We start from the raw sequence: 19,379 nt of genomic DNA on the forward strand, positions 1-19,379 counted from the left end.
TAAGGTCTTTAAAAATTCTCTTTCAAAACTTTATCGATGATGTGCAGCACGCCGTTATCAGCCAGTATATTGGATTTCTGCATACTGGCTGGCTGCGCATTTCCGCTTCCTTCGATGGTGATACCTGTATAACTGACACCGCCCTTCAGCAGCTTTACTGTAGTGGTACTGTTGTTCAGCATCGTCTGCCTGGACACATCTGTTTCATCCGTACTAAGCACATAGTCATAGATGAACCGGCGGTTAGCAAGGATGTGGAACTTGAGCATGGATTGAAGTATGGACGCATCAGTCTGTGCAATGCTATCAATGGAAGGGAAGCCCTCCTGCCTGAAGGCATTATTGGACGGGGCAAAGATGGTATATGGTCCTTCTCCTCTCAGTAACTCTTTCATACCAGCCTGTTGCAGTGCCACATTGAAGAAAGTCAGGCTTGAATCTCCCGCAATCGCATCACTGATTTTGCTCTGGGCCAATGGCTGCAATACGGCACTCAGTACCTGTATCAGGCCATTGCTCGCTTTCAGGTTGCTTGCAGTAACCTTCGCACCATTGATCACGAGCACGGTGTCTGTATTTTTTACCCAGCGCGTTACAAACAGGCGGGTGCCTAAGCTGGTGGCAATTTCCTGGTTAAACCGGAAAGGCAGTTTATTCAGTTCCCAGCGGCCATTCAGTACATGATACTTCACCATGTTATTCAACACCGCTCCGCTCTCCAGCGCTACGGCGCCAGCATTGCCATAACCGGCTGCCTGGAAGGCATTATCATCCGGCGCCAGTACAGTAAAAGGGCCTTCGCCGGCAAGCTTATCACTCATATTGGTGACAGTGAGCGCCATCTGCAGGCAGGAAAAATTGAATTTATTATCCGCAATCACATAGTTGATGCGGTTATTCAGATCATTGACCGGCGCCATCTCCTCATCTTTCTTACATGAAAAGAGCAGGACAATCAACGACAGTAAGTATATATTTCTTTTCATCGGATGAATGCTTTATAAGATGATCATGGAACAAACAATCCATCATTTACCACATGGATTACACCATTCAGGAAGAACTTATCTTTCTCCACTACCGGTACAAACGGCGCTTTGGATTTCAATCTTCTCACACTGATATTGTCTCCGTCATGTGTGAATTCCAGGTTAAAAATCAGTGTTCCCGCCTGGCCTGGTGAAGCCGTACGGATGATGAATCCTGTCACGCCTGGATTATCTGTCAGGTCATTGGACAGGAATACTATCGGGAAACTGGCGCCGGAACCGTACACCATTATATTCGAACGATGAGGCAGCAACAGCGAATCCAGTGAAGTCACCGGGTACTGGTAATAATAATCATCATCATAGAATGGATCTCCTACCGGGTATCGTGTAGCCAATGCCATCAGGTCTTCAGATGTATGAAATCCCGCTTTGGCAAAAGCCTCATTGGTAGGGGCAAACACGGTAAACGGCGCCGTTTTGTCTGAATTCCGCAGAGAAGGGAGTCCCTTGGCATAGTCATGAAAAGGATAATACACGCTGTCATTGATCCTTAAAGCTTCCAGGAACATGGAGAACCTGGGGTCGTTCTGCAAGTAGGATAACATATCTTCCTTAGGCCGCTGCAAGACTTCATTCAGTTCATAGATCGTTCCGTTTGTGGCTTCCAGTGCCTTCAATGGAAATGTTCTTCCATCGATCATCAGTTTTCCACCGTGGATACCGATAAAGTGACGGTAGACATACTTGCTCCAGGGGCTGTAATCGGGGATGTCAGCCTGCAACAAGCTTACTTGTCCTATGTTACCGACAGCCGTTTTCAATGATGCCGGGGAGATTCTGTTAGCGATTAAATGATAATGCAGCAAGGTGTCTGCATCTTCCACCGACATATTATTTACCGATGTCATATTGATACCGGCTGCTTCAAATGCAGCGTCTGTTGGCGCCAGCAAGGTATAAGCTGTTATTGCCTTATCCCTCATGACAGCGTCCATATTGGCTTTCTTCCAGATAGCCTTTAATATGCTGTAATTGGTGCTATCCAGCAGCTGTGTCATATTTTTGCTTATACCAGTGTAAGGTACTGGCTCTCCGATCGGCGTCACCTGCAAGTCTTCCTGTTTGCATGAGAACAACAGGCACAAAGCGGGCAGTAATCCGTTTATAATTAATTTTCTGATCTGCATACAACAAAAATTATTTCAACAACAATGAATCAGGATATATCAGCAGGTTATCAATCTGGTGTACAACGCCATTATCCACCATCACATCGGAGCCGCGCTGCGTATAGCGTATCTCAGAAGGGCCTAATTGCCCGCTGAGGCCTTTCCGGTTAATCACCCTCAGCCCGAGCCTGTCTGGCACAAAGGATACTTCTCCCAACCTGATATAGTTGACGCTGGTCCCTGAGCCACCGAGCAGGAACAGATCCCTGGAGAAAATGTGCCGTGGTGTAAGGTCCAGCGTATAAATGCCGAAAGCCTCCTGTACGTAGTGCGCAGGATTTATTTTCGCGATGCTGTCGGACGTGAGGTTGTAAGAACGGAGCACATCATTGTTGGGCACAAAGACCGTCAATGGTCCTTTTCCTTTCAGGGCATCCCATTGCGAGGTTTGCTTCAGCAACTGTACTATCAATGCAAGACTGGTATCTGTGGCCAGGTAATCCTGGATAGTGCCGGCACGATACTTTACCACATCCGATATGATATGTACTACCCCATTGATAACCGGTATATTCCGCTTGGGCAGTTGTTTTACCTGACATCCGTTCATCGTCATCGGCCTGTCGTCAGCATTGGGACCCAAGAAGTTTTCCACGGTAGAGATATAAGTGATAGCACCTGACAATGTGGTATACTTCATATCCATTTGGATGGGGAAGTCGGTAGTATATAAACGTCCGGGCAGCAGGCAGTAACGCATCATAAAACGCAGACTGTCTTTATTCATTCTGTCAAAATCTTCCGGTTTGCTGATACCCATATTGTTGAAGGCACTGTTGTCAGGCGCCAGGATGGTAAAGGGGCCGGTGCTATTCAATGTGTCCAGCAGTCCGGTTTTTTCCATTGCGGCGGCCAGCAGGCTCAGGTCGTAGTTGTTGCGGATAAAGTCGCCCAGCGGACGGATTGTTCCGGTGTGCTCTTCCTTCACCAGCAGGTTTGTCTTTTTACATGCCGTCACTGCCAGCATACAGCAGATTACCAGCCACCAGGCATGCTTACGTTTACGGTTATACGTAGTATAAAAAGATAATAATCTCATCTTACTGAATTTTGCATCGTTACTAATAAACAGGCGGGTCATACCGGCGCTGTATGGTGGTCAGGAACATTCTTCCGTTTATGTATTCAATCGTATTTACCGTAGCGAAAGAGCGCGGGTTATAAATACCGGAATGAATACTGATCACAAGCCCTGTCCGCTGATCGGCGGTGATGGTAAATGGCGTGCCTGACAAACCGTTACCTACGGCCAGTTCTGTATAATTACCATAAGACTCGGCGCCGGATATGTAGGGATTGCCCGCCGGCGTAACGCCAGGTACCAGGAACGTAAACCGTTGTGCAACCGGACGGGTGTAGATGCGGCTGGGGATGGTATCAGCAAACAGCGGGAAGCTGAAGTAAGGATGTACATCTGTTGCCTGTGAGCGATACAAGGATGTCATCAGGTTACCGTTGTATCCCGGGATGACACGCTGGGTACTTTCCACATTGTACAATGAATAGAATACCTGCATGGTATCCCGCATTGCCCGGCTCGGCAGCGCATTGGTGTTGCTGTAATCGAAATTGCTGAAGAAACCTTCGGAGCTGAGGTTATAGAAATTCACATATACCATCGTATCGGAGAATGGCTGTTTGGTAAATGTTTCCTGCCTTACATACAGCGACGCCTTTCTGTCTTTGTTTTTGCGCTGCAATACATTCATTGTATAGATCTCTCCTGCATCAAGCTTAATTGTAGTATCCAGTGTGATGCCGGAGCGGAGTTCTGCATTGAGTGAAAAGAAAGGCACATCACTGAGCGGCCGTGTAACAAACATAATACGGTGTTCGCCACCGGGCATCTGTGCATAGCTCGACAAGTCGAAGCCATTGACGATGGGACCGGGTATATTTTTCAATCCTCCGGGATATTCCTTCTGCCAGCGTGAAGTGTTACCGGCATCAGGATAGGGCCGCGCCCACTGGTCGCGTGTATCCAGGAAATCGCCGGTGATGGCCGCTCCTACGGGAACACCGGCAGCATCCAGCTGCGGATCTATCAGCATGGTAAGAAAAGGCTGTGGCAGATCCTTGTTATCAATGCTACGTTCGTATACCAGGCAATTGAACACCCGTACATATGCCGGGTTAGCCACAGTTGGATAATCCGTTTTACGGCACCCTGACGCCAGCCACAGCGCAGCTGCCGTCAGCATGACAGCAACGGTCCTGCTATTATATAATTTCATGTTTCTCATTTGTTGTGCTTGATGATGATCATTTTTGCTTTCCGGGATACCGGAGCGTCTGGGTTCACAGCGCCTACTAACGCTACCGTATACACGCCGTATTCAAATGGAGGTAATGGTGTGCTGGTATACAGTTCTTTCCTTGCAATGAAATCTGTTCCAGAAAGCGCAGGTATACCACGTAACCAGTCGCCGGGGAGTACTCCTGTCTGCGATCCATAAGCATATATTTTGCTGATGCCCAGTGCCGGAGGGAATATCACATAGGGCTGCTCCGCCACCACCTGGCCTTGCTTCAGATGCTGACTCGCAGCAGATGAAGTGCCAAACGTGGCAGAGAACAGCTGACCGTTGTCGCCGGTGAAGGTCACCTCAGGAAGATCGGTGGTGAGATTGAGGAAGCGCACGGATAACGTCAGTGGATATTTGTAATGGCTGTAGGTACCATCATCGCCGGAAGTACCGGCATAGAGACCTCCGCTGAGGTTATTGGCGGCAAGTGCCAGCGCCGGCTTGCCTGTTGCATCGGAATATACCCAGGCAGTGAAATTATCATTGCCTGCCAGGTTCATTGACTGCTTTGCAAGTACGGCGCCTTTGGCGTCAATCGCTTCGAGCGTATGCGTGCCCGTTATATAGCTACGAAACTCAGAAGCAGTGCTGTAGCCCAGGCTACCTTCCTGTATAGGTTTTCCATCCACCAGGAGATTTATTGCAGATCCTGGCAACGCATTTACAGCCTGTATACGTGCGTAGGTCACATTTACCGGATTGCTGATATCTGCAACCACGCGATATGAGTTCAATACGGCGCCTTCCGGATAAATGGAACCGGGAGGATACCATATGTACCCGTTTGCAGATACCACTATCGTATAAACGCCGCCTGGCAGGTAAGTCTGCAGTGGTGCATAAACAAGCCAGTAATCATTCGTATTGCCGGTACGTGCGTAGAAAGTACCTGTTTTAGGATTGACGGTATTGAAGATATCATCTTTCGGGCTGACTGCAGGAAGCTGTCTGCCATCTGCTGTCATCACTTTAAACTGGTAAGATCCATAAGGCAGCTCTATATAATCAGAGTAGGCGCCAGACGCTACATTGTTTGTTTTATTATCTACGAGTGTGCCGTCTGCCCACGCCAGGCTGAAAGCGCCTTCCAATCCCGCCCTGTCAGGCGCGGAACCGAGGTTCAGTAGTCTTACCTTGAAATGAGAAGGATCAGCTGGCGGAGAAACGGAACGCGGTACCTGGAAGATTGAATCGTCTATCAACAGTTGGCCCATATGTGGTCCATAGGTAACGTTATAGTAATCTTTCGGATTGACAGGATCTTCCTTAATGGAAAATGATTTCTCGAAATAAGGCGCGGTGGTTCCGTAAGCCATTGAACCCAGCTGTATGAATGCCGTACCATCCTGCAATATCATGTTTTGCGGAATGGTAAAGCTGCTACCCATCCTTCCTGAGGGGAAATAAAGTGTAGGCTTCGTATTGGCGTCTCCGTAGTATCCATCACGATCAGGGGGAATGGCGCTGGTAAGCAGCTTGCCGTTGATAGCCAGCTCCACCAGTTTTCTTCCATAATTGAGGTAACGTACATTGCTCGCTGTAAGCGGCGGTTGTGTAGGTTGCTCAGTGTAAATAAAGTCGGCTTTATCTTTTTTGCAGGATGCTATTCCGGCCAGGAATGTTATCCACAAAAAATATCTTATTACTTTCATCTGCTTGCAGTTTTCAGTTTACCCTTAAAAAATATGATAGGTTAACCCCAGCATTACCTCGCTTCCGCGCTTATAACTCCGGCGGATGTACGTTTTTCCGTAATACTTTCCACCAGTACCCGGGTTCGCATATACTTCCTCATACGGCTGGTCGAGTATATTTTTCATATACCCCTTAAGCTGTAATCTTTTGGAGAGATACTGGCTGAAAACCAGGTCCAGTACCGGTAAGGGTCTGCTGTAGAGATCGGGCTCGCCACTCAGGTTAATCTGGATCAGGCGCTCGCCTACCATATTGAAAGTGGCGGTTATGTCTGTACGGGACTTCGGATTGTTATAGTTGAGGAAGACGTTGACTGAATAGGGCGCCTGTTCAAATAACGGGCTGTTGGTTGGAGCACGCCTGTCGATAGCACGTGAAGACTCCAGGCGCTCCGGCGTTTTCTGAATATCACTTTGTGCCAGCAGCAGGTTGGAACCCAGGAAGAAATTGCGCATCGGGCGCCAGAGTTTCCCCAGGTCTTTCACGATCTCCAGCTCCAATCCGTATACACGGCCTCTGTTCGGGTCGTTGCGGAATACGATAGCCGGAAACTCAGGAAAACGTGCATCCAGGCCCTTAGAGTTCTGGGTGTATACTTTGGTTAACTGATTGTCTATTTCCTTGTAGAATGCAGAAGCAGATATTACTTCACCGGGAGCCGGGAACCATTCCCAGCGGAAATCGTAGTTAGTGGTCGTTTGGTTCTTCAATTTAGGATTCCCAACTACCAATGCAAACTGGAACGGATCAAATTCAAACACATTGGTAATCTCACGCAGTTCCGGCCTTGCCAGTGTAGTGCTGAAACCCAGCCGGAAGTTCATATTCTCTTTAAATGTGTAGGTAACGTTCGCAGAGTAGTATGGTTTGTAATCCGCTTTGTATACGGAGTTGGGCTCCGTAAACACCAGCTTCACCACTTGTCCGTCCTTATTGGGTTGCGTAAGAGAAGGGTCGAGGAATACACCGGCTGTATCCACTGCCGCCTGTATGTCTGTCATTTCAAAACGCACACCACCCGTGAGCCGGAGGTTCTTCAGTACATGCAGGTCAAGCATGCCGTAGAAAGCGCGTGTTTCATAAAAGCCTTTATAGTTGTTGGGAGATTTCTGCGCATTGTAAAGGAAACCGCCTGTCATCGGCTCTCCTTCACCGGTGCTGCCTGTAGGTATTTTTACACCAATCTGATCATAGCCGACGAGGCGGTCGAGATTGCCGTGCGCCATGTACAGGGCCTTATTACCAGAAGAAGAAAAGTTAGAGCCGGGTAATGATAACACGTTTTCTGTAAAATCGCGGTCACGGTGCAGATAATTGACACCTGTCTTAAACTCCTGCTTACGGCCGGCCAGCGGGAAAGGTATCACAATATCTGCCTTATAGTTGTAGTTGGTTTCATGCAGACGGCGGTAACGACGGCCGTTGGGGTCAGCCTGGATGATACCGTAAGGACCATATCCATTCACATACCCCGACACCAGTGAGTAGTATGCCAGCGTTCCTGTAGGTGTTCCACCGACTCCTGGCGTTTCACCGGGGAAAGAGATTCCACCGCCACCGGCAGGACGATAAGCTGCCAGGTTCACAAAGCGATAATCCGGATCATCCTGTCCGGATGTAGATGTTGCAATGTTGTAGCTGAGTCTGGGTGAATATTCACTCTTCAGGAATTTATGTTCCCCCTGCAGGTTAAATGTGTTCAGTGTGCGGTAACTTCTCTTCAGGGAATACACGATACTGGACACGTCACCCGAAAGGCCACTGTATTGGTATCCGCCATACAGGTTAGATGCCTGTACATCAGCTCCGCGGCTGCCGAGATACTGCATGCTGATCTCGTGACGCGGGTTGAAACGATAGGTAAGACCTCCCAGGAAACCATAATTCAGGGTATTCGTTCCTGTATTTTCTTTATAGGAAAGATACTTACCCATATTGATATTGTTCGGCGTGATATAGTTAGGGATTACCCTTACACTGTTCACCTGGGCATTACCTGTCAATACGCCCTGATAAATGCTCCATTGTGTGAGATCGCCGCCGTGTATGTCTGTTGAACGCTGATAGTAATTCACACCGGCGATGAGTCCAAGCTTATGTTTTTTGAAAACAGTAAAGCTATTACCATAAGTAGCAGAATACAGCTGATTCATTTTTGCCGGTGCGTAATGAGTGGTAAGCACAGGCGAGAAATCATGCATGATGTTGTTGATACGGTTTACTTCCTGCTGCATCGCCGGATTATTTCGGTTGTGCGCGATCATGGACTGCACTTGCGCAAAACCACCGGGGTATTGCTTTCCGAGAGCAACAAAATCATCAGACAATCCGCTGTTCTTTACTTTCTGACCGAAGAAGCCGGGATCGCTGCCATAGAAACTATTCACACTACCACCGATACCGATGTTGGTGTTGAAACCTGTCTGTGCAGTGATGCTGAATGCTTGTCCGTCAGGTACTGATTTGGTTTTCAGTTCCACGATACCGGCGGCAGCATCAGCAGGTTTGTCGGGCGTATAGGTTTTATAGATGGTGATGTTGTCGAGCAAGGATGCCGGTACCAGGTCCAGCGGAATGGCGCTGCGGTCAGGATCTGAAGAAGCCAGGCGCACGCCGTTGAGCTGTCCTATCACGCTGCGGTCGCCAAGACCGCGGATAGCCACGTATTTATCGTCTGTAACCGTTACACCTGATACACGCTGTAATGCCTGTGTGGTCGTGATGCTGGCTGTTTTCTCAATATTGGCTGCGGAGATAGCATCCTGTACAATGGCAGATGCCTTGCGTTCCGCGAGTACCGCCATTTCTGTGTTGGTTTTCTTGCGGGCCTGTACTTGTACTTCGTTGAGCTGCGTGCGGCTCTCTTTCAGCAATACCTGTACATTGGCAGCTCCTGCGGCGACCCTGACTTCCTGCGGCTGATAGCCAATAAAGGAGATCAGCAGGGTGGCGCCTTCTTCCGGCACATCAAGGCTGAAGTGGCCATTGGCATCTGTGATGGCGCCGGCAGAACGGCCTTTAATTCGTACAGCCACGCCGGGAAGCGGTGTTTTTGTTCGTACATCCATTACTGTTCCTTTCACAGGTGGAGGCAGTGCGCTCTTTTGCAGCACTGTTATTTTACTGTTATCATATACTACCGCCGTCATGCCGGCCGGTGAGAGCAGTGTTTCCAAAACCTGCAGCAGCGGCTGATTCTCAGCACGAACATTTACAGACTTGTATTTATCTATCTGTTCATCATCAAAATAGATCCTTACATTGGAAATGGCGGCTATTTCTTTCAGCGCATTGCGGAGCGGCTGATGATTGATGTTTACTGAAACATTGACCCGTGAAAGAGACTGCCCCTTGCCGGAAATGCTGGCCATCAGGTTAGTGGCTATTAAGGTACACGCCATTACATAAAAGGAGATACGCATAACCCATTTTAAAAAAGCACAGGGTTTCCCCAGGGAAAAATTCATACTTTTACCTTGTTTATTAGTTAATCCATCGGGTTAATTAGTTGACAGCGATTGCGTGATGCGGTTTCTCAGGCCAGGTGTCATGCACATCGCATACAGAACCGGATGCGAAACGCAGCCGGTTTTTTTGTGTAACAGCTTAAGTAAATCTTTCTTTCATCTTAAAATTTTAAAGGATCAGGAAATAGCAATTATACCATTCGATTGTCTTTTAAAGTGCAGGGAATACACCCTGGATAATATCTTCAGAATATCGTCGAGCGACTGACCATTGTCGAACACGCCGCTGATCTCTTTCTTCTTCAGTATAGTGTTCTCGAACCTGAACACAACACCATAGCGGCTCTCCATAGCTGCCACTACTTCCATCAACGGATCTTTTTCGAAGCTCACGCCTCCTTTCCTCCAGGCCAGCAGCTCTGTTGCATGCACCTGCCTAACCTGTTGTGTGTGTTCGTCACAGTCGATCATCACCTGCTGGTCAGCAGTAAGCAGGATTGCCGACGTACTGTCTGAATGCCTGTACACAGCCACTTTACCTGAAGTAACTGTTACCTTGTAAATATGCGGTGTGGGATAAGAACGGATATTAAAGGCGGTTCCGAGTACCTGCGTACGATAACCGCCGCTTTCAATGATAAAGGGATGTACAGGGTCTTGCTGTACTTCAAAATAAGCCTCTCCTTCGAGGTATACTTTCCTGTTGCTACCAGTGAACTGTTGCGGGTAACGCAGATGGCTGTTGCCATTCAGCCATATCACGGTATTATCTGCCAGGGTAATCTTTGAGAGTTGCCCTTTCTGTGTATACAGGTCAAGCATAGGTTCCTCCGCAGTTGTTTTGCGTGCAGTATTCCACTTGCTGAACAGCAGGGCCGCTGAGAGTACTGCCAACGGAATAACCGCTGCAGCAACTTTCCACCAGAGGCGGCGCACGGATCGTTCCGGCCCGACAACTACTGTATGCGGCCGCAGATCTTCCTGTATCCGCTGATACATACGCTCTCCCAGCTGCTGCCGCTCTTCCGGCAACAACGGCTTGTAACCCGCTTCCGGCGCAGCATGCAGCTGGCTAAACCATTCATTAAGCTGCTGTTCTTCCTCTTCATTGGCTTTTCCTGACAGGTATAAGTCTATCAGGCGTTTAATTTTCTCGTTTTCGTGCATGCATTACGTTTATAGGTACATGACATTTACCCGGTATATTATTACCGCAAGCATCATCAAACACCTACTTCATGCAATATGAAATTAATGTTAACAGAAAGGAGCCGGGAGTTAACTCCTCAGATAGAACAGCACCAGTATGGTGATATAGTCTTTCAGCCCTATGCGCATGGATTTCAGGGCTTTTACCAGATGGTTGTTAACTGTTTTAGGAGAGATTTTGAGTTCATCAGCAATCTGCTGAACAGTATAACCTTTTACACGACTGAGTGTAAATACTTCCCTGCATTTTTCAGGAAGACGACTGATCTCCTGATGGATCAGGTCATTCAGTTCATTATAGGCCAGTTGTTCATTCAGGTGTTCTGACGATTCTTCGGTTGTTACCTGTTGCAGATATTTTTCGCGTGAGTGATTTTTACGCCAGGCATTCAGGATCTGGTTTTTCATAGCACCTGAAAGATAAGGCCGTAGCGGGCGTCCGGGATCTAACGTTTCCTTTTGCAGCCACAATGCTGTAAATACTTCCTGGGTCAACTCTTCTGCCAGTTCTCTGGTTCCCAGTTTATAAAATGCAAGATTATACTGCTTCTCCCAATAGAAATCATATATCTGCCTGAATGCATTTTCATCTCCCTCCCTCAACTTACTCACAAGGAAAGATTCGTTAGGCAGTATTTCTGTTACCGGGTTCATTACGTAAATCTACCGTCAAAAGTAATGCGCCCTGTGCGAGGAAGTTATCCCTGATGTATGAAATTATTGTTAAGCATAGTGCAACACCGCTATAGCGATACGCTTATTCTCGATAAATTTATTGTAACCAATATCCTCATTATGACCATTAAACTAAAAGTGCCTGCTACGGCAAGACTGGTTCTCGATGCAGCCGCTAAGATCTATGATTCCCCGTCAGAGCGGTTATATATCAGTAAAATTGATACGGAAGAAGTGAGCGATCTATTACAATGTCTCCTGGCGGCCTATCCGCTCTTCCGGGAAATGGTTTTTTACCGTAAACAGAGCGTACGCGATCTGCTACAAAAAAGAATGCAGCAATATCCATTACAGCAGGTATTGATATTAGGCGCCGGGCTTGATCCGCTCTCCCTGCTGATCATAGAAAAATATAAAGATCGTATCAGTAATATTTTTGAGATAGACAACGGGTATATTGAAGAGAAGGAAAAGATCTATGAAAATATACTACAGGGAGATACTACAGTGCAATTCATCAGATGCGACGTGACGGATACTTCACAACTCGATGCGCAACTGCGTCAATATGACTTTCGTGCTGATCTTCCGACTTTGATTATTTTTGAAGGACTGATATATTATATCACTAATGAAGAATTCATCAATACCATGCAATTGTTTAGTTCTGTGGACCACCGCAATATGCTCCTGCTGGACTTTATGCTGACAAGAGATGACATCCCTGCATACCATCTGCATTATTACAATGATATTATAAAGGTCATAGAGAAGGTTCTTAATATCAAACTAAATATTACAAGCCGTCTCACCATCACAGAGATGGCTGCCGCACTGAATGCCAGCCAGGTTGAGTTTATATCGCTTTATGAAACAGCACGCAGGCTGCTGGGCGAGAATCATGTATTCCGCGAACGCGGCGACGGTTTTCTTGAGATGGCCGTATTCAGTTTATAAATACCACCACTGTTGCTGGGGATAACTCTCGCCAACAATCACGGGTTCTCCGATCATGGGGGTGGTAATCGCTACGCCTCTTTCAGCCGCATACTTTGTAACCCGGATGGGAGGCTCGTTCCATGCATGAGTGGCAAGTGCAAACTTCGCCCAGTGCACAGGCATCAACACTTTGGCGCCCAGGTCGATGGCTGCCTGCACCGTTTCTTCAGGCTTCATGTGGATAAATGGCCAGTGGTCATTGTATTGCCCGCATTCCAGTATCGCCAGATCGATAGAACCGGCGGCCTTTCCTATGGCCTTAAAGTGTGTATCATAACCTGAGTCACCGCCCAGGTAAATCGTGTACCCGTATACGTTAAGCAGGAAAGAGGCCCAGAGGCTCCCACCCCGTTTCAATCCCCTTCCGGAGAAATGCCTTGCCGGCCTTGCTCCTAATGATACTTCCGGCATGATTTCCACATCATCCCACCAGTCCATTTCTACAGGCACAGGATGACTGCCACACACTTGCAGATCACTCCCTACACCCAACGGTGTATACACTGCCTTCACCGAAGGCAGCAGCTGCCGCAGTGTTTTTTTATCCAGGTGATCGTAGTGATTATGCGTAATGATCAGTATATCGATTGGCGGCATGTCTGCTACCGTATAGACATCCGCTCCGGGGAATGCCTTCACCATAAAGGAGAATGGCGCTGCGCTGCCACTGAATACCGGGTCCACCATTATGTTCATACTGTTGATCTGTATAAGATAAGAGGAATGCCCGAACCAGGTGATTACCGGTTTAGCGGAGTGCACTGCTTTCAGGTCAGTGCGCACCGACGGTAACATCACCGGCGGGCGCACTTCTTCCGGCTTGTTAAGCGCGTCCTTTATCATCCTGTAATAGGAAACCCCTTCCGGTTTCATGGGAGTTAACGTCAGGTTCTGGAATGCGCCATCCCTGAAGTTGTGGGACTGCTGCAATCGCTCTTTGTTTGCGGGTTTGTAAAACATACTGCTTTATTGGCGCAGTAAAAGTACTACAATTATGTACACGGTTGCATCGGAGGAAATTACTGTGGCAATATCCTCTTTCCTTTGGCCATCAGTCTGAGCAGGCGCGTATTTCCGAAGAACGCGGAATGATACCTGCCGGCTGCGCTGCGTTTTGCAGCATACCTGCGCAGTACTGCATCAGCGGTGACCATACCGGTCACCTTGTCGTCCTGCAGCACTGCCAGTACATCCATGGGTTGCTTATCCAGGACCAATGCCACCGTTGCCATATCATCGCCGGCAGCAGCAAACGGCTTTGCTTTTTCCAGCAACGCAGTAATGCTTCCATGACTATTTTCAAGTCGCTGCCGGTCGAGGTAGCCTTTGAACTGGTTTTCTTCGTTGGTAACAATAATATAACGCTGATAGTATGGCTGATCTTGTAATAAAGTATAGGCCTGCACGACATTCATCATATCCGTGATCCTGAACGGCAGTGGAGTAGCTACACCCGCGGCATTGATCTGCAGCATAAGGTCAGGCATATATTCTTCCGGTGTGGCAACACCTCTGCGGCGGATCTTCTCTGTCATGATGCTGCCCTTCATCAGGAAGAACGATACAAAATAAGCGCTGGTACAAGCTCCTATCAATGGCAGCAGTCCATGTGGCTGACCGGTGGTTTCCAGTGCAAATACAATAGCTGTGAGCAATGCACGTGAGGCACCCGCAAACATGGCAGCCATACCTATCAGAGCAGCTGTTGCCAGGTTGATGCCGCAACCCGGGAACAACGCAAGTACACCCATACCGATCAACGCTCCGGCAGCCCCGCCGATTGTAAACAAGGGCGCCAGCGTTCCGCCGGAAGTACCACTGCCCAGCGATATTACCCAGGATAAATACTTCAGCACACACAGTGAAAATATCAATGTCAGCGATACATTACCCGTCAGCAAAGTAGTAATGTTATCATAACCTACTCCCATTGTATGCGGAGCATAATAACCTATAACACCCACTGCTACCGCCCCCAGTGCCGGCCACCACATCCAGTGTATGGGCAGCTTTTCAAAGAGGTCTTCTACGAGATACACCGATTTCGATACCATTGCTGCCACCACACCAATTACTACACCCATCAGCACATACACAGCCAGGGCTGTATCAGATACTGCCGGGATGGCTGGCATCGCAAATACAGGCGCATCGCCAAACAACAGCAGGTGCATACCTGCACCTGTTATACAGGCAATAGCAACAGGTATTACAGAACGTGGCGAAAACTCAAACAACAACAGTTCTATGGCTAACAGGATAGCTGCCAGCGGACTTCCGAAGATGGCAGACATACCAGCACACGCACCGGCAGCCAGCAGTACTTTTCTTTCAGAAGAAGAAATGTGTATCACCTGCCCGGTGAAAGAACCCAATGCCCCACCGGTGGCAATGATAGGACCTTCCGCCCCGAACGGACCACCGGTACCGATGGAAATGGCTGCAGACAAAGGCTTCAGAAAAGTGATAATCGGCGGTATCCTGCTTTCGTTCAGTATAATATTCTCCATTGCTTCCGGAATGCCGTGCCCGCGGATGGCCTTACTCCCAAAGCGCGCCATGATCCCGACAATAATGCTGCCTGCAACAGGCACCAACACTACATACCAGCCCAGGTGATTGCCGGCAGGGCCATTCTCCTCAAAAGAGAAGTTTCCATAAAAGGCCAGGTTGGTAAAAAGACTGATCAGCAACACCAGCCCTTTGGCTACAAAGCCCACCAGCAATGCATTCAGCAATGCCTGTACACTCAGGTAAAATACTCTCCGTGATACGCTTCCCGTTGTTTTTCGTTCTTTTATATGATTCATAACATATTAAATGATCTTAAAAAGGTAAATTCAATCACAAAAATATGATTCAAATCATATAAAAAAGACATTTTATCATAAAAAGCACGAAAAAGTATTACTATTGCAATCATGAAAAAAGCCAGCATCTGCGATTTGAAAACATGTTTCCTTTGCCAGCACTGCATTCCAGAGTGGTTACCCGCTATAGAAAAAGGGCGGCAGCATCTGTCATTTAAAAAGGGGGAAACTATTTTTGAGGAAGGCTCTGCCTATACGGGCATATACCTGTTGTATGCCGGTCGAGTGAAAGTGCACAAGCAATGGGGAGAGGGTAAAGATCTTATTGTCCGGTTTGCAAAAGCGGGTGACATTATTGGCCATCGTGGATTTGGCAGCAGTCAGCGCCTCAACCCGGTATCTGTTACTGCACTTGAAGATATCCGCGTCTGCTATGTGGAGCATTCATTTTTTGAGGCATCGCTGAAAGTGAATACAGATCTTACTTACAGGCTCATGCAATTTTATGCAGAAGAGTTGCAGGCTGCGGAAAAGAAAATGCGCAACCTGGTGCATATGGACGTTAAAGGCAGACTGGCAGATGCATTACTGGAAATAAGCCAGCTGTATAACAGCAAAGAGTTCACCATCAATCGCCAGGATCTGGCCTCATTTGCCGGTACCACCTACGAAACCATCTACAGGGTTATGCAGGATCTCATCCACCATCAGCTGATTTCGACAGATGGTAAATCCATTAAAATATTACAGGAGAAAAAATTGATGAAACTGGTGGAAGGGTGAGGAGAAATCTCTCTGTAAGAGCCTATTGGATCTACATTTTTTGTATATTTGACATATGACGGAATTGCAAAAATTAGACAAGATAGGTACTGATGCTGTCAGAAGGCTTCGCCTTAAAAAACTTCATGATGGTTTTCCTTTTATGATCAATTCGAGAGAATTGCCAAGTGATCAATGTTATTTTGAATACCCTAATGGTTCTATCAAATTAATGGTACTGCAACCCTCAGCCAGAGACTTTAAAATAATTAGGGAATTGTCAGAGATCGAGGCTCTTAAAATCCGGGAAAAATACAATTTAGCTATCTAAAATGCCCGGTTTATATATCATTACAGGATCCAATGGTGCAGGAAAATCTTCAGTAGGTTCCTATTATCTTCCTCCTCATATCCAACAAGACTGTACCATCTTTGATGGAGATAAACTCTTTCTTCAAAAACAAAAGGAATTGTGGCAAAGCGGAATTACCGCCCACAAGGAAGCAAGAAAACTTGCTTATCAATTTGTAACAGATTCATTTGACAATCTGGAAAGAGAAGCATTAGAACAAAGCTTTGATTTTGCATATGAGGGACATTTTACCAATGAAGCAACCTGGGATATTCCTAAGAAATTTAAGACCGCAGGCTATCACACTTTTATGCTTTTTCTAGGACTGACCGATGTTAAATTATCATTGAATAGGGTTGCCGCCAGAGCAAAAGAAGGGGGCCACTATGTTGATCCCAATACTGTGACAGCCAATTTCTATGGTAACCTTGAGAAATTGAACATTTACTATAGTTTGTTCGACAAACTCGAAATAATAGATACTTCTGAAACCAACCACGTAAGCCTCGCTATCTTTCAAAACGGCAATCCGCAAAACCACCTCCCCTCTGCATCGTTACCCGAATGGTTTCAAAATTATTTACCTTCTTTGGTTAATAAAATAAAAGCGAAGGAATAGTACAAAATGAGTTTTTCTTACAACCGCTCCAGTTTCCGTTTATACTGTTCCGTTATTGCCTTCCATTCCTGGCTGTAGATATTGTTATCATAGCGCGCTTTGGCGTATGCATAAGTATCCGTTGAGAAATGCCATCCGAAAATATTCTGCAAATACTCCACCCCATCATCAATGACGCGCTGAAGCACTTGTGCCTTTGATATACCAGCAGCGCTGCAATACTTGTCCAGCCAGGCGCCACGTCCGGCTTTTACGTAAGTCACCAGCAGGTCTTCTGTAATGAAGGTTGCCGGCACATGCTCCATTTGAAAATCGCTATGCCGGATTATGAGCTGTAATAATTCTTCTTCATAAAAGCGTTCAGGTATATCCCAGTTAAGCATTGCGCCTTTCAGCGCTGCAGCATAACATAAGTCCCTGGTGACAAATGATTCGGGCAGATAACGCAGCGCCTTTCCATCCTGCTGAACGGCCTGTTGTGCCAGTTCGGCGGTGACCAGTGCCAGAGGAAAGTGTTGTAGCGCAGCAACTGTTTTACTCATTGCCAGCATACAGAGGTCTTTTGTGCGCAGTTCCTCCGGCGTTCTTTTCAGATCACGGTAATTGACGTTGATCTTCTTCAGCCAATATTCCTTGTCATGCACCACAGGGCGTAATACGTATTCACCTGCAGCAAGATCGCGGCGCAGTTCTTCGAATGTAGTAGTGAGCTTGTTATTCAGCAGTACCTGCAATCGTTCAGATATATGCCAGTCATCCTCTTCATCTTCGAAGCATTCATTCTCCACCGGACTTACAGGATCATGATCGTTGTAATAAAAACCACTGATGTTCTTCGATGCCGGCACAAAATGATAATCCTCCACAATCATCACCGGGGTGGTAAAAATACCGGGGCACTTCATCCAACCGTGATTGTAATGAAGCATGATAACTTCTTCAGCAGTTACATTACCGGTAATATGTGTGGGTGATCCGCCGATCAGCAAACTGCGGCAAAGCACATCACCAGTTACATACAGGGCGGGACCATAGTCACCTTCGTCATTGATGATGCAGCCATTCACTACCAGGTTGCCGGTGATAATATAGCCATGTATATCCCTGGACAGATTATCTGTGTCAAGTATAAAATTAACATCCAATATTAAGTCTCCTTCGTGCAGGTAAAAATGGTCTTCTTCCCTCACAAAATCCTCAAACATTTCTCTGCTCTCATATATATTTTCATCGATATGAAATCGTGCAATAGCTTCAGCTACCGGTATGAGATGAAAAATTGTATCCATAATTCCTGGGTTGTATATTTATGCAATATATAATAAGCACCATGAACAAGAGAGTAAAATTCGATTTCGACATCACCTTTACCAACGGCGGAGGCATAAAGGGAGAGGATTTCAGGCTGGATATTGCTGGCGATGATATATCAGACAAGGAACTCGCGGATTACATCATCGCAGATATGCGACTACTAATGGTGGGTGAAGCAAAAATCCTGAATAAAGAAATTATAACAGAAGCTCATAAGCGAAAACCAATAGATGCAACTGAAGAAAGCTACCTCATAGACCTCAGTCATACCATTGAAAACGGACTCGTTACCTACAAAGGTTTACCCGCACCTGTAATTTGCGACTACCTCAGCCGCGAAGATTCCCGCGCACTCTATGAAGAAGGTACTGAATTTCAAATCGGGAAGATAGAAATGGTCACCAACACCGGCACTTATATAGACTGTCCGTTCCATCGCTATGAGCATGGCAAAGACCTCTCTGAAATGCCACTGGAGCGCTTCGCAGACCTGGATGGCATCGTGATCCGCGTGCCTTATACCACTACCAGATCTATCACGGCCGATATGCTGCGTAATTACGAGATCCGTAACCGCGCCGTGCTGATACACACAGGCTGGGCATCCCACTGGAATACGCCACAGTATTATGAGGACCACGCCCACCTCACACAGGACGCTGCCGAATATCTCCGTGACTGTGCAGTGAAACTGGTGGGCATTGACTCCCACAATATTGACAGTACTTATGGCAAAAGCCGGCCCGTACACACCATCCTGCTGGGCGCAGAAATCCTGATTGTGGAACACCTCTGCAACCTGGAAGTATTGCCGGATGACGGGTTCACCTTCAGCGCAGTACCACCGAAGTTCAAAGGTGCAGGTACCTTCCCTGTGCGTGCGATGGCGAGACTGAAAAAACGATAAAATTAAAGTGCCGTCTTTTATCTAATTTTGTTGCATCATGGCC

General features: G+C 47.1%; 16 protein-coding genes. 5 read left to right on the forward strand and 11 right to left on the reverse strand.

Annotation, left to right across the window (positions count from 1 at the left end; translation table 11 throughout):
- Positions 1 to 8: 8 nt before the first annotated feature.
- The 8 genes from VM802_RS04200 to VM802_RS04235 all read right to left on the reverse strand — a co-directional run bounded on the left by VM802_RS04200 (position 9) and on the right by VM802_RS04235 (position 11,552).
- Positions 9 to 986: a fasciclin domain-containing protein gene (locus VM802_RS04200; protein WP_325528292.1), complete on the reverse strand. Its 978-nt coding sequence runs from the start codon at positions 984 to 986 to the stop codon at positions 9 to 11.
- A gap of 23 nt (positions 987 to 1,009) precedes the next feature.
- A complete protein-coding gene (locus tag VM802_RS04205; protein ID WP_325528294.1) occupies positions 1,010 to 2,179 on the reverse strand; it encodes a fasciclin domain-containing protein in 1,170 nt (389 codons plus the stop codon).
- Positions 2,180 to 2,189: 10 nt separating this feature from the next.
- Complete coding sequence (locus VM802_RS04210) at positions 2,190 to 3,260, reverse strand: fasciclin domain-containing protein (protein WP_325528296.1); 1,071 nt, start codon at positions 3,258 to 3,260, stop codon at positions 2,190 to 2,192.
- A gap of 22 nt (positions 3,261 to 3,282) precedes the next feature.
- Entirely contained in the window at positions 3,283 to 4,455 is a 1,173-nt protein-coding gene (locus VM802_RS04215; RefSeq protein ID WP_325528298.1) for a hypothetical protein, read from the reverse strand.
- A 5-nt stretch (positions 4,456 to 4,460) separates the two neighbouring features.
- A complete protein-coding gene (locus VM802_RS04220; protein ID WP_325528300.1) occupies positions 4,461 to 6,179 on the reverse strand; it encodes a hypothetical protein in 1,719 nt (572 codons plus the stop codon).
- Positions 6,180 to 6,203: 24 nt separating this feature from the next.
- The gene (locus VM802_RS04225; RefSeq protein ID WP_325528302.1) at positions 6,204 to 9,644 is read right to left on the reverse strand and encodes a TonB-dependent receptor; all 3,441 of its coding nucleotides are present in this window, start codon (positions 9,642 to 9,644) and stop codon (positions 6,204 to 6,206) included.
- A 222-nt stretch (positions 9,645 to 9,866) separates the two neighbouring features.
- On the reverse strand, positions 9,867 to 10,856 hold the full coding sequence (locus VM802_RS04230) for a FecR family protein (RefSeq protein ID WP_325528304.1): 990 nt from the start codon (positions 10,854 to 10,856) through the stop codon (positions 9,867 to 9,869).
- Between the two features lie 111 nt (positions 10,857 to 10,967).
- Positions 10,968 to 11,552, reverse strand: a complete 585-nt coding sequence (locus tag VM802_RS04235) for an RNA polymerase sigma factor (RefSeq protein ID WP_325528306.1) — start codon at positions 11,550 to 11,552, stop codon at positions 10,968 to 10,970.
- A 57-nt stretch (positions 11,553 to 11,609) separates the two neighbouring features.
- Here VM802_RS04235 and VM802_RS04240 point away from each other — a divergent pair, with 57 nt between their 5' ends.
- Positions 11,610 to 12,530, forward strand: coding sequence for a class I SAM-dependent methyltransferase (locus VM802_RS04240; RefSeq protein WP_325528308.1), 921 nt, complete (start codon positions 11,610 to 11,612; stop codon positions 12,528 to 12,530).
- On the opposite strand, the gene VM802_RS04245 is transcribed toward VM802_RS04240, so the two are convergent.
- Both VM802_RS04245 and VM802_RS04250 read right to left on the reverse strand, forming a co-directional pair.
- Positions 12,525 to 13,532, reverse strand: a complete 1,008-nt coding sequence (locus VM802_RS04245) for an MBL fold metallo-hydrolase (RefSeq protein ID WP_325528310.1) — start codon at positions 13,530 to 13,532, stop codon at positions 12,525 to 12,527. The two genes, VM802_RS04240 and VM802_RS04245, sit on opposite strands and share 6 nt — an antisense overlap.
- 59 nt (positions 13,533 to 13,591) lie before the next feature.
- The gene (locus VM802_RS04250; RefSeq protein ID WP_325528312.1) at positions 13,592 to 15,382 is read right to left on the reverse strand and encodes a chloride channel protein; all 1,791 of its coding nucleotides are present in this window, start codon (positions 15,380 to 15,382) and stop codon (positions 13,592 to 13,594) included.
- 111 nt (positions 15,383 to 15,493) lie between these two features.
- Between VM802_RS04250 and VM802_RS04255 the strand changes: the two genes are divergently transcribed.
- The 3 genes from VM802_RS04255 to VM802_RS04265 are packed head-to-tail and all read left to right on the forward strand — an operon-like array spanning position 15,494 to position 17,115.
- Positions 15,494 to 16,165, forward strand: coding sequence for a Crp/Fnr family transcriptional regulator (locus tag VM802_RS04255; protein WP_325528314.1), 672 nt, complete (start codon positions 15,494 to 15,496; stop codon positions 16,163 to 16,165).
- A 55-nt stretch (positions 16,166 to 16,220) separates the two neighbouring features.
- The gene (locus tag VM802_RS04260; RefSeq protein WP_325528316.1) at positions 16,221 to 16,475 is read left to right on the forward strand and encodes a hypothetical protein; all 255 of its coding nucleotides are present in this window, start codon (positions 16,221 to 16,223) and stop codon (positions 16,473 to 16,475) included.
- A 1-nt stretch (position 16,476) separates the two neighbouring features.
- Positions 16,477 to 17,115, forward strand: coding sequence for an ATPase (locus VM802_RS04265; protein ID WP_325528318.1), 639 nt, complete (start codon positions 16,477 to 16,479; stop codon positions 17,113 to 17,115).
- A 17-nt stretch (positions 17,116 to 17,132) separates the two neighbouring features.
- Here VM802_RS04265 and VM802_RS04270 read toward each other — a convergent pair whose 3' ends face one another.
- Positions 17,133 to 18,404 (reverse strand): polymer-forming cytoskeletal protein, encoded by a 1,272-nt coding sequence (locus VM802_RS04270; protein WP_325528320.1) that lies wholly within the window; start codon positions 18,402 to 18,404, stop codon positions 17,133 to 17,135.
- Positions 18,405 to 18,445: 41 nt separating this feature from the next.
- Between VM802_RS04270 and VM802_RS04275 the strand changes: the two genes are divergently transcribed.
- Positions 18,446 to 19,336, forward strand: a complete 891-nt coding sequence (locus VM802_RS04275; protein WP_325528322.1) for a cyclase family protein — start codon at positions 18,446 to 18,448, stop codon at positions 19,334 to 19,336.
- Positions 19,337 to 19,379 lie beyond the last annotated feature (43 nt).

Origin of the sequence: Chitinophaga sp., assembly GCF_035538455.1 — a bacterium.
Lineage (GTDB): Bacteria > Bacteroidota > Bacteroidia > Chitinophagales > Chitinophagaceae > Chitinophaga.

Coding starts and splice junctions, on each gene's coding strand:
- VM802_RS04275 (WP_325528322.1), top strand. CDS start 18,446: ATGAACAAGAGAGTAAAATTCGATTTCGACATCACCTTTACCAACGGC.
- VM802_RS04215 (WP_325528298.1), bottom strand. CDS start 4,455: ATGAAATTATATAATAGCAGGACCGTTGCTGTCATGCTGACGGCAGCT.
- VM802_RS04240 (WP_325528308.1), top strand. CDS start 11,610: ATGAAATTATTGTTAAGCATAGTGCAACACCGCTATAGCGATACGCTT.
- VM802_RS04235 (WP_325528306.1), bottom strand. CDS start 11,552: ATGAACCCGGTAACAGAAATACTGCCTAACGAATCTTTCCTTGTGAGT.
- VM802_RS04255 (WP_325528314.1), top strand. CDS start 15,494: ATGAAAAAAGCCAGCATCTGCGATTTGAAAACATGTTTCCTTTGCCAG.
- VM802_RS04260 (WP_325528316.1), top strand. CDS start 16,221: ATGACGGAATTGCAAAAATTAGACAAGATAGGTACTGATGCTGTCAGA.
- VM802_RS04250 (WP_325528312.1), bottom strand. CDS start 15,382: ATGAATCATATAAAAGAACGAAAAACAACGGGAAGCGTATCACGGAGA.
- VM802_RS04245 (WP_325528310.1), bottom strand. CDS start 13,532: ATGTTTTACAAACCCGCAAACAAAGAGCGATTGCAGCAGTCCCACAAC.
- VM802_RS04210 (WP_325528296.1), bottom strand. CDS start 3,260: ATGAGATTATTATCTTTTTATACTACGTATAACCGTAAACGTAAGCAT.
- VM802_RS04225 (WP_325528302.1), bottom strand. CDS start 9,644: ATGCGTATCTCCTTTTATGTAATGGCGTGTACCTTAATAGCCACTAAC.
- VM802_RS04230 (WP_325528304.1), bottom strand. CDS start 10,856: ATGCACGAAAACGAGAAAATTAAACGCCTGATAGACTTATACCTGTCA.
- VM802_RS04205 (WP_325528294.1), bottom strand. CDS start 2,179: ATGCAGATCAGAAAATTAATTATAAACGGATTACTGCCCGCTTTGTGC.
- VM802_RS04265 (WP_325528318.1), top strand. CDS start 16,477: ATGCCCGGTTTATATATCATTACAGGATCCAATGGTGCAGGAAAATCT.
- VM802_RS04270 (WP_325528320.1), bottom strand. CDS start 18,404: ATGGATACAATTTTTCATCTCATACCGGTAGCTGAAGCTATTGCACGA.
- VM802_RS04220 (WP_325528300.1), bottom strand. CDS start 6,179: ATGAAAGTAATAAGATATTTTTTGTGGATAACATTCCTGGCCGGAATA.
- VM802_RS04200 (WP_325528292.1), bottom strand. CDS start 986: ATGAAAAGAAATATATACTTACTGTCGTTGATTGTCCTGCTCTTTTCA.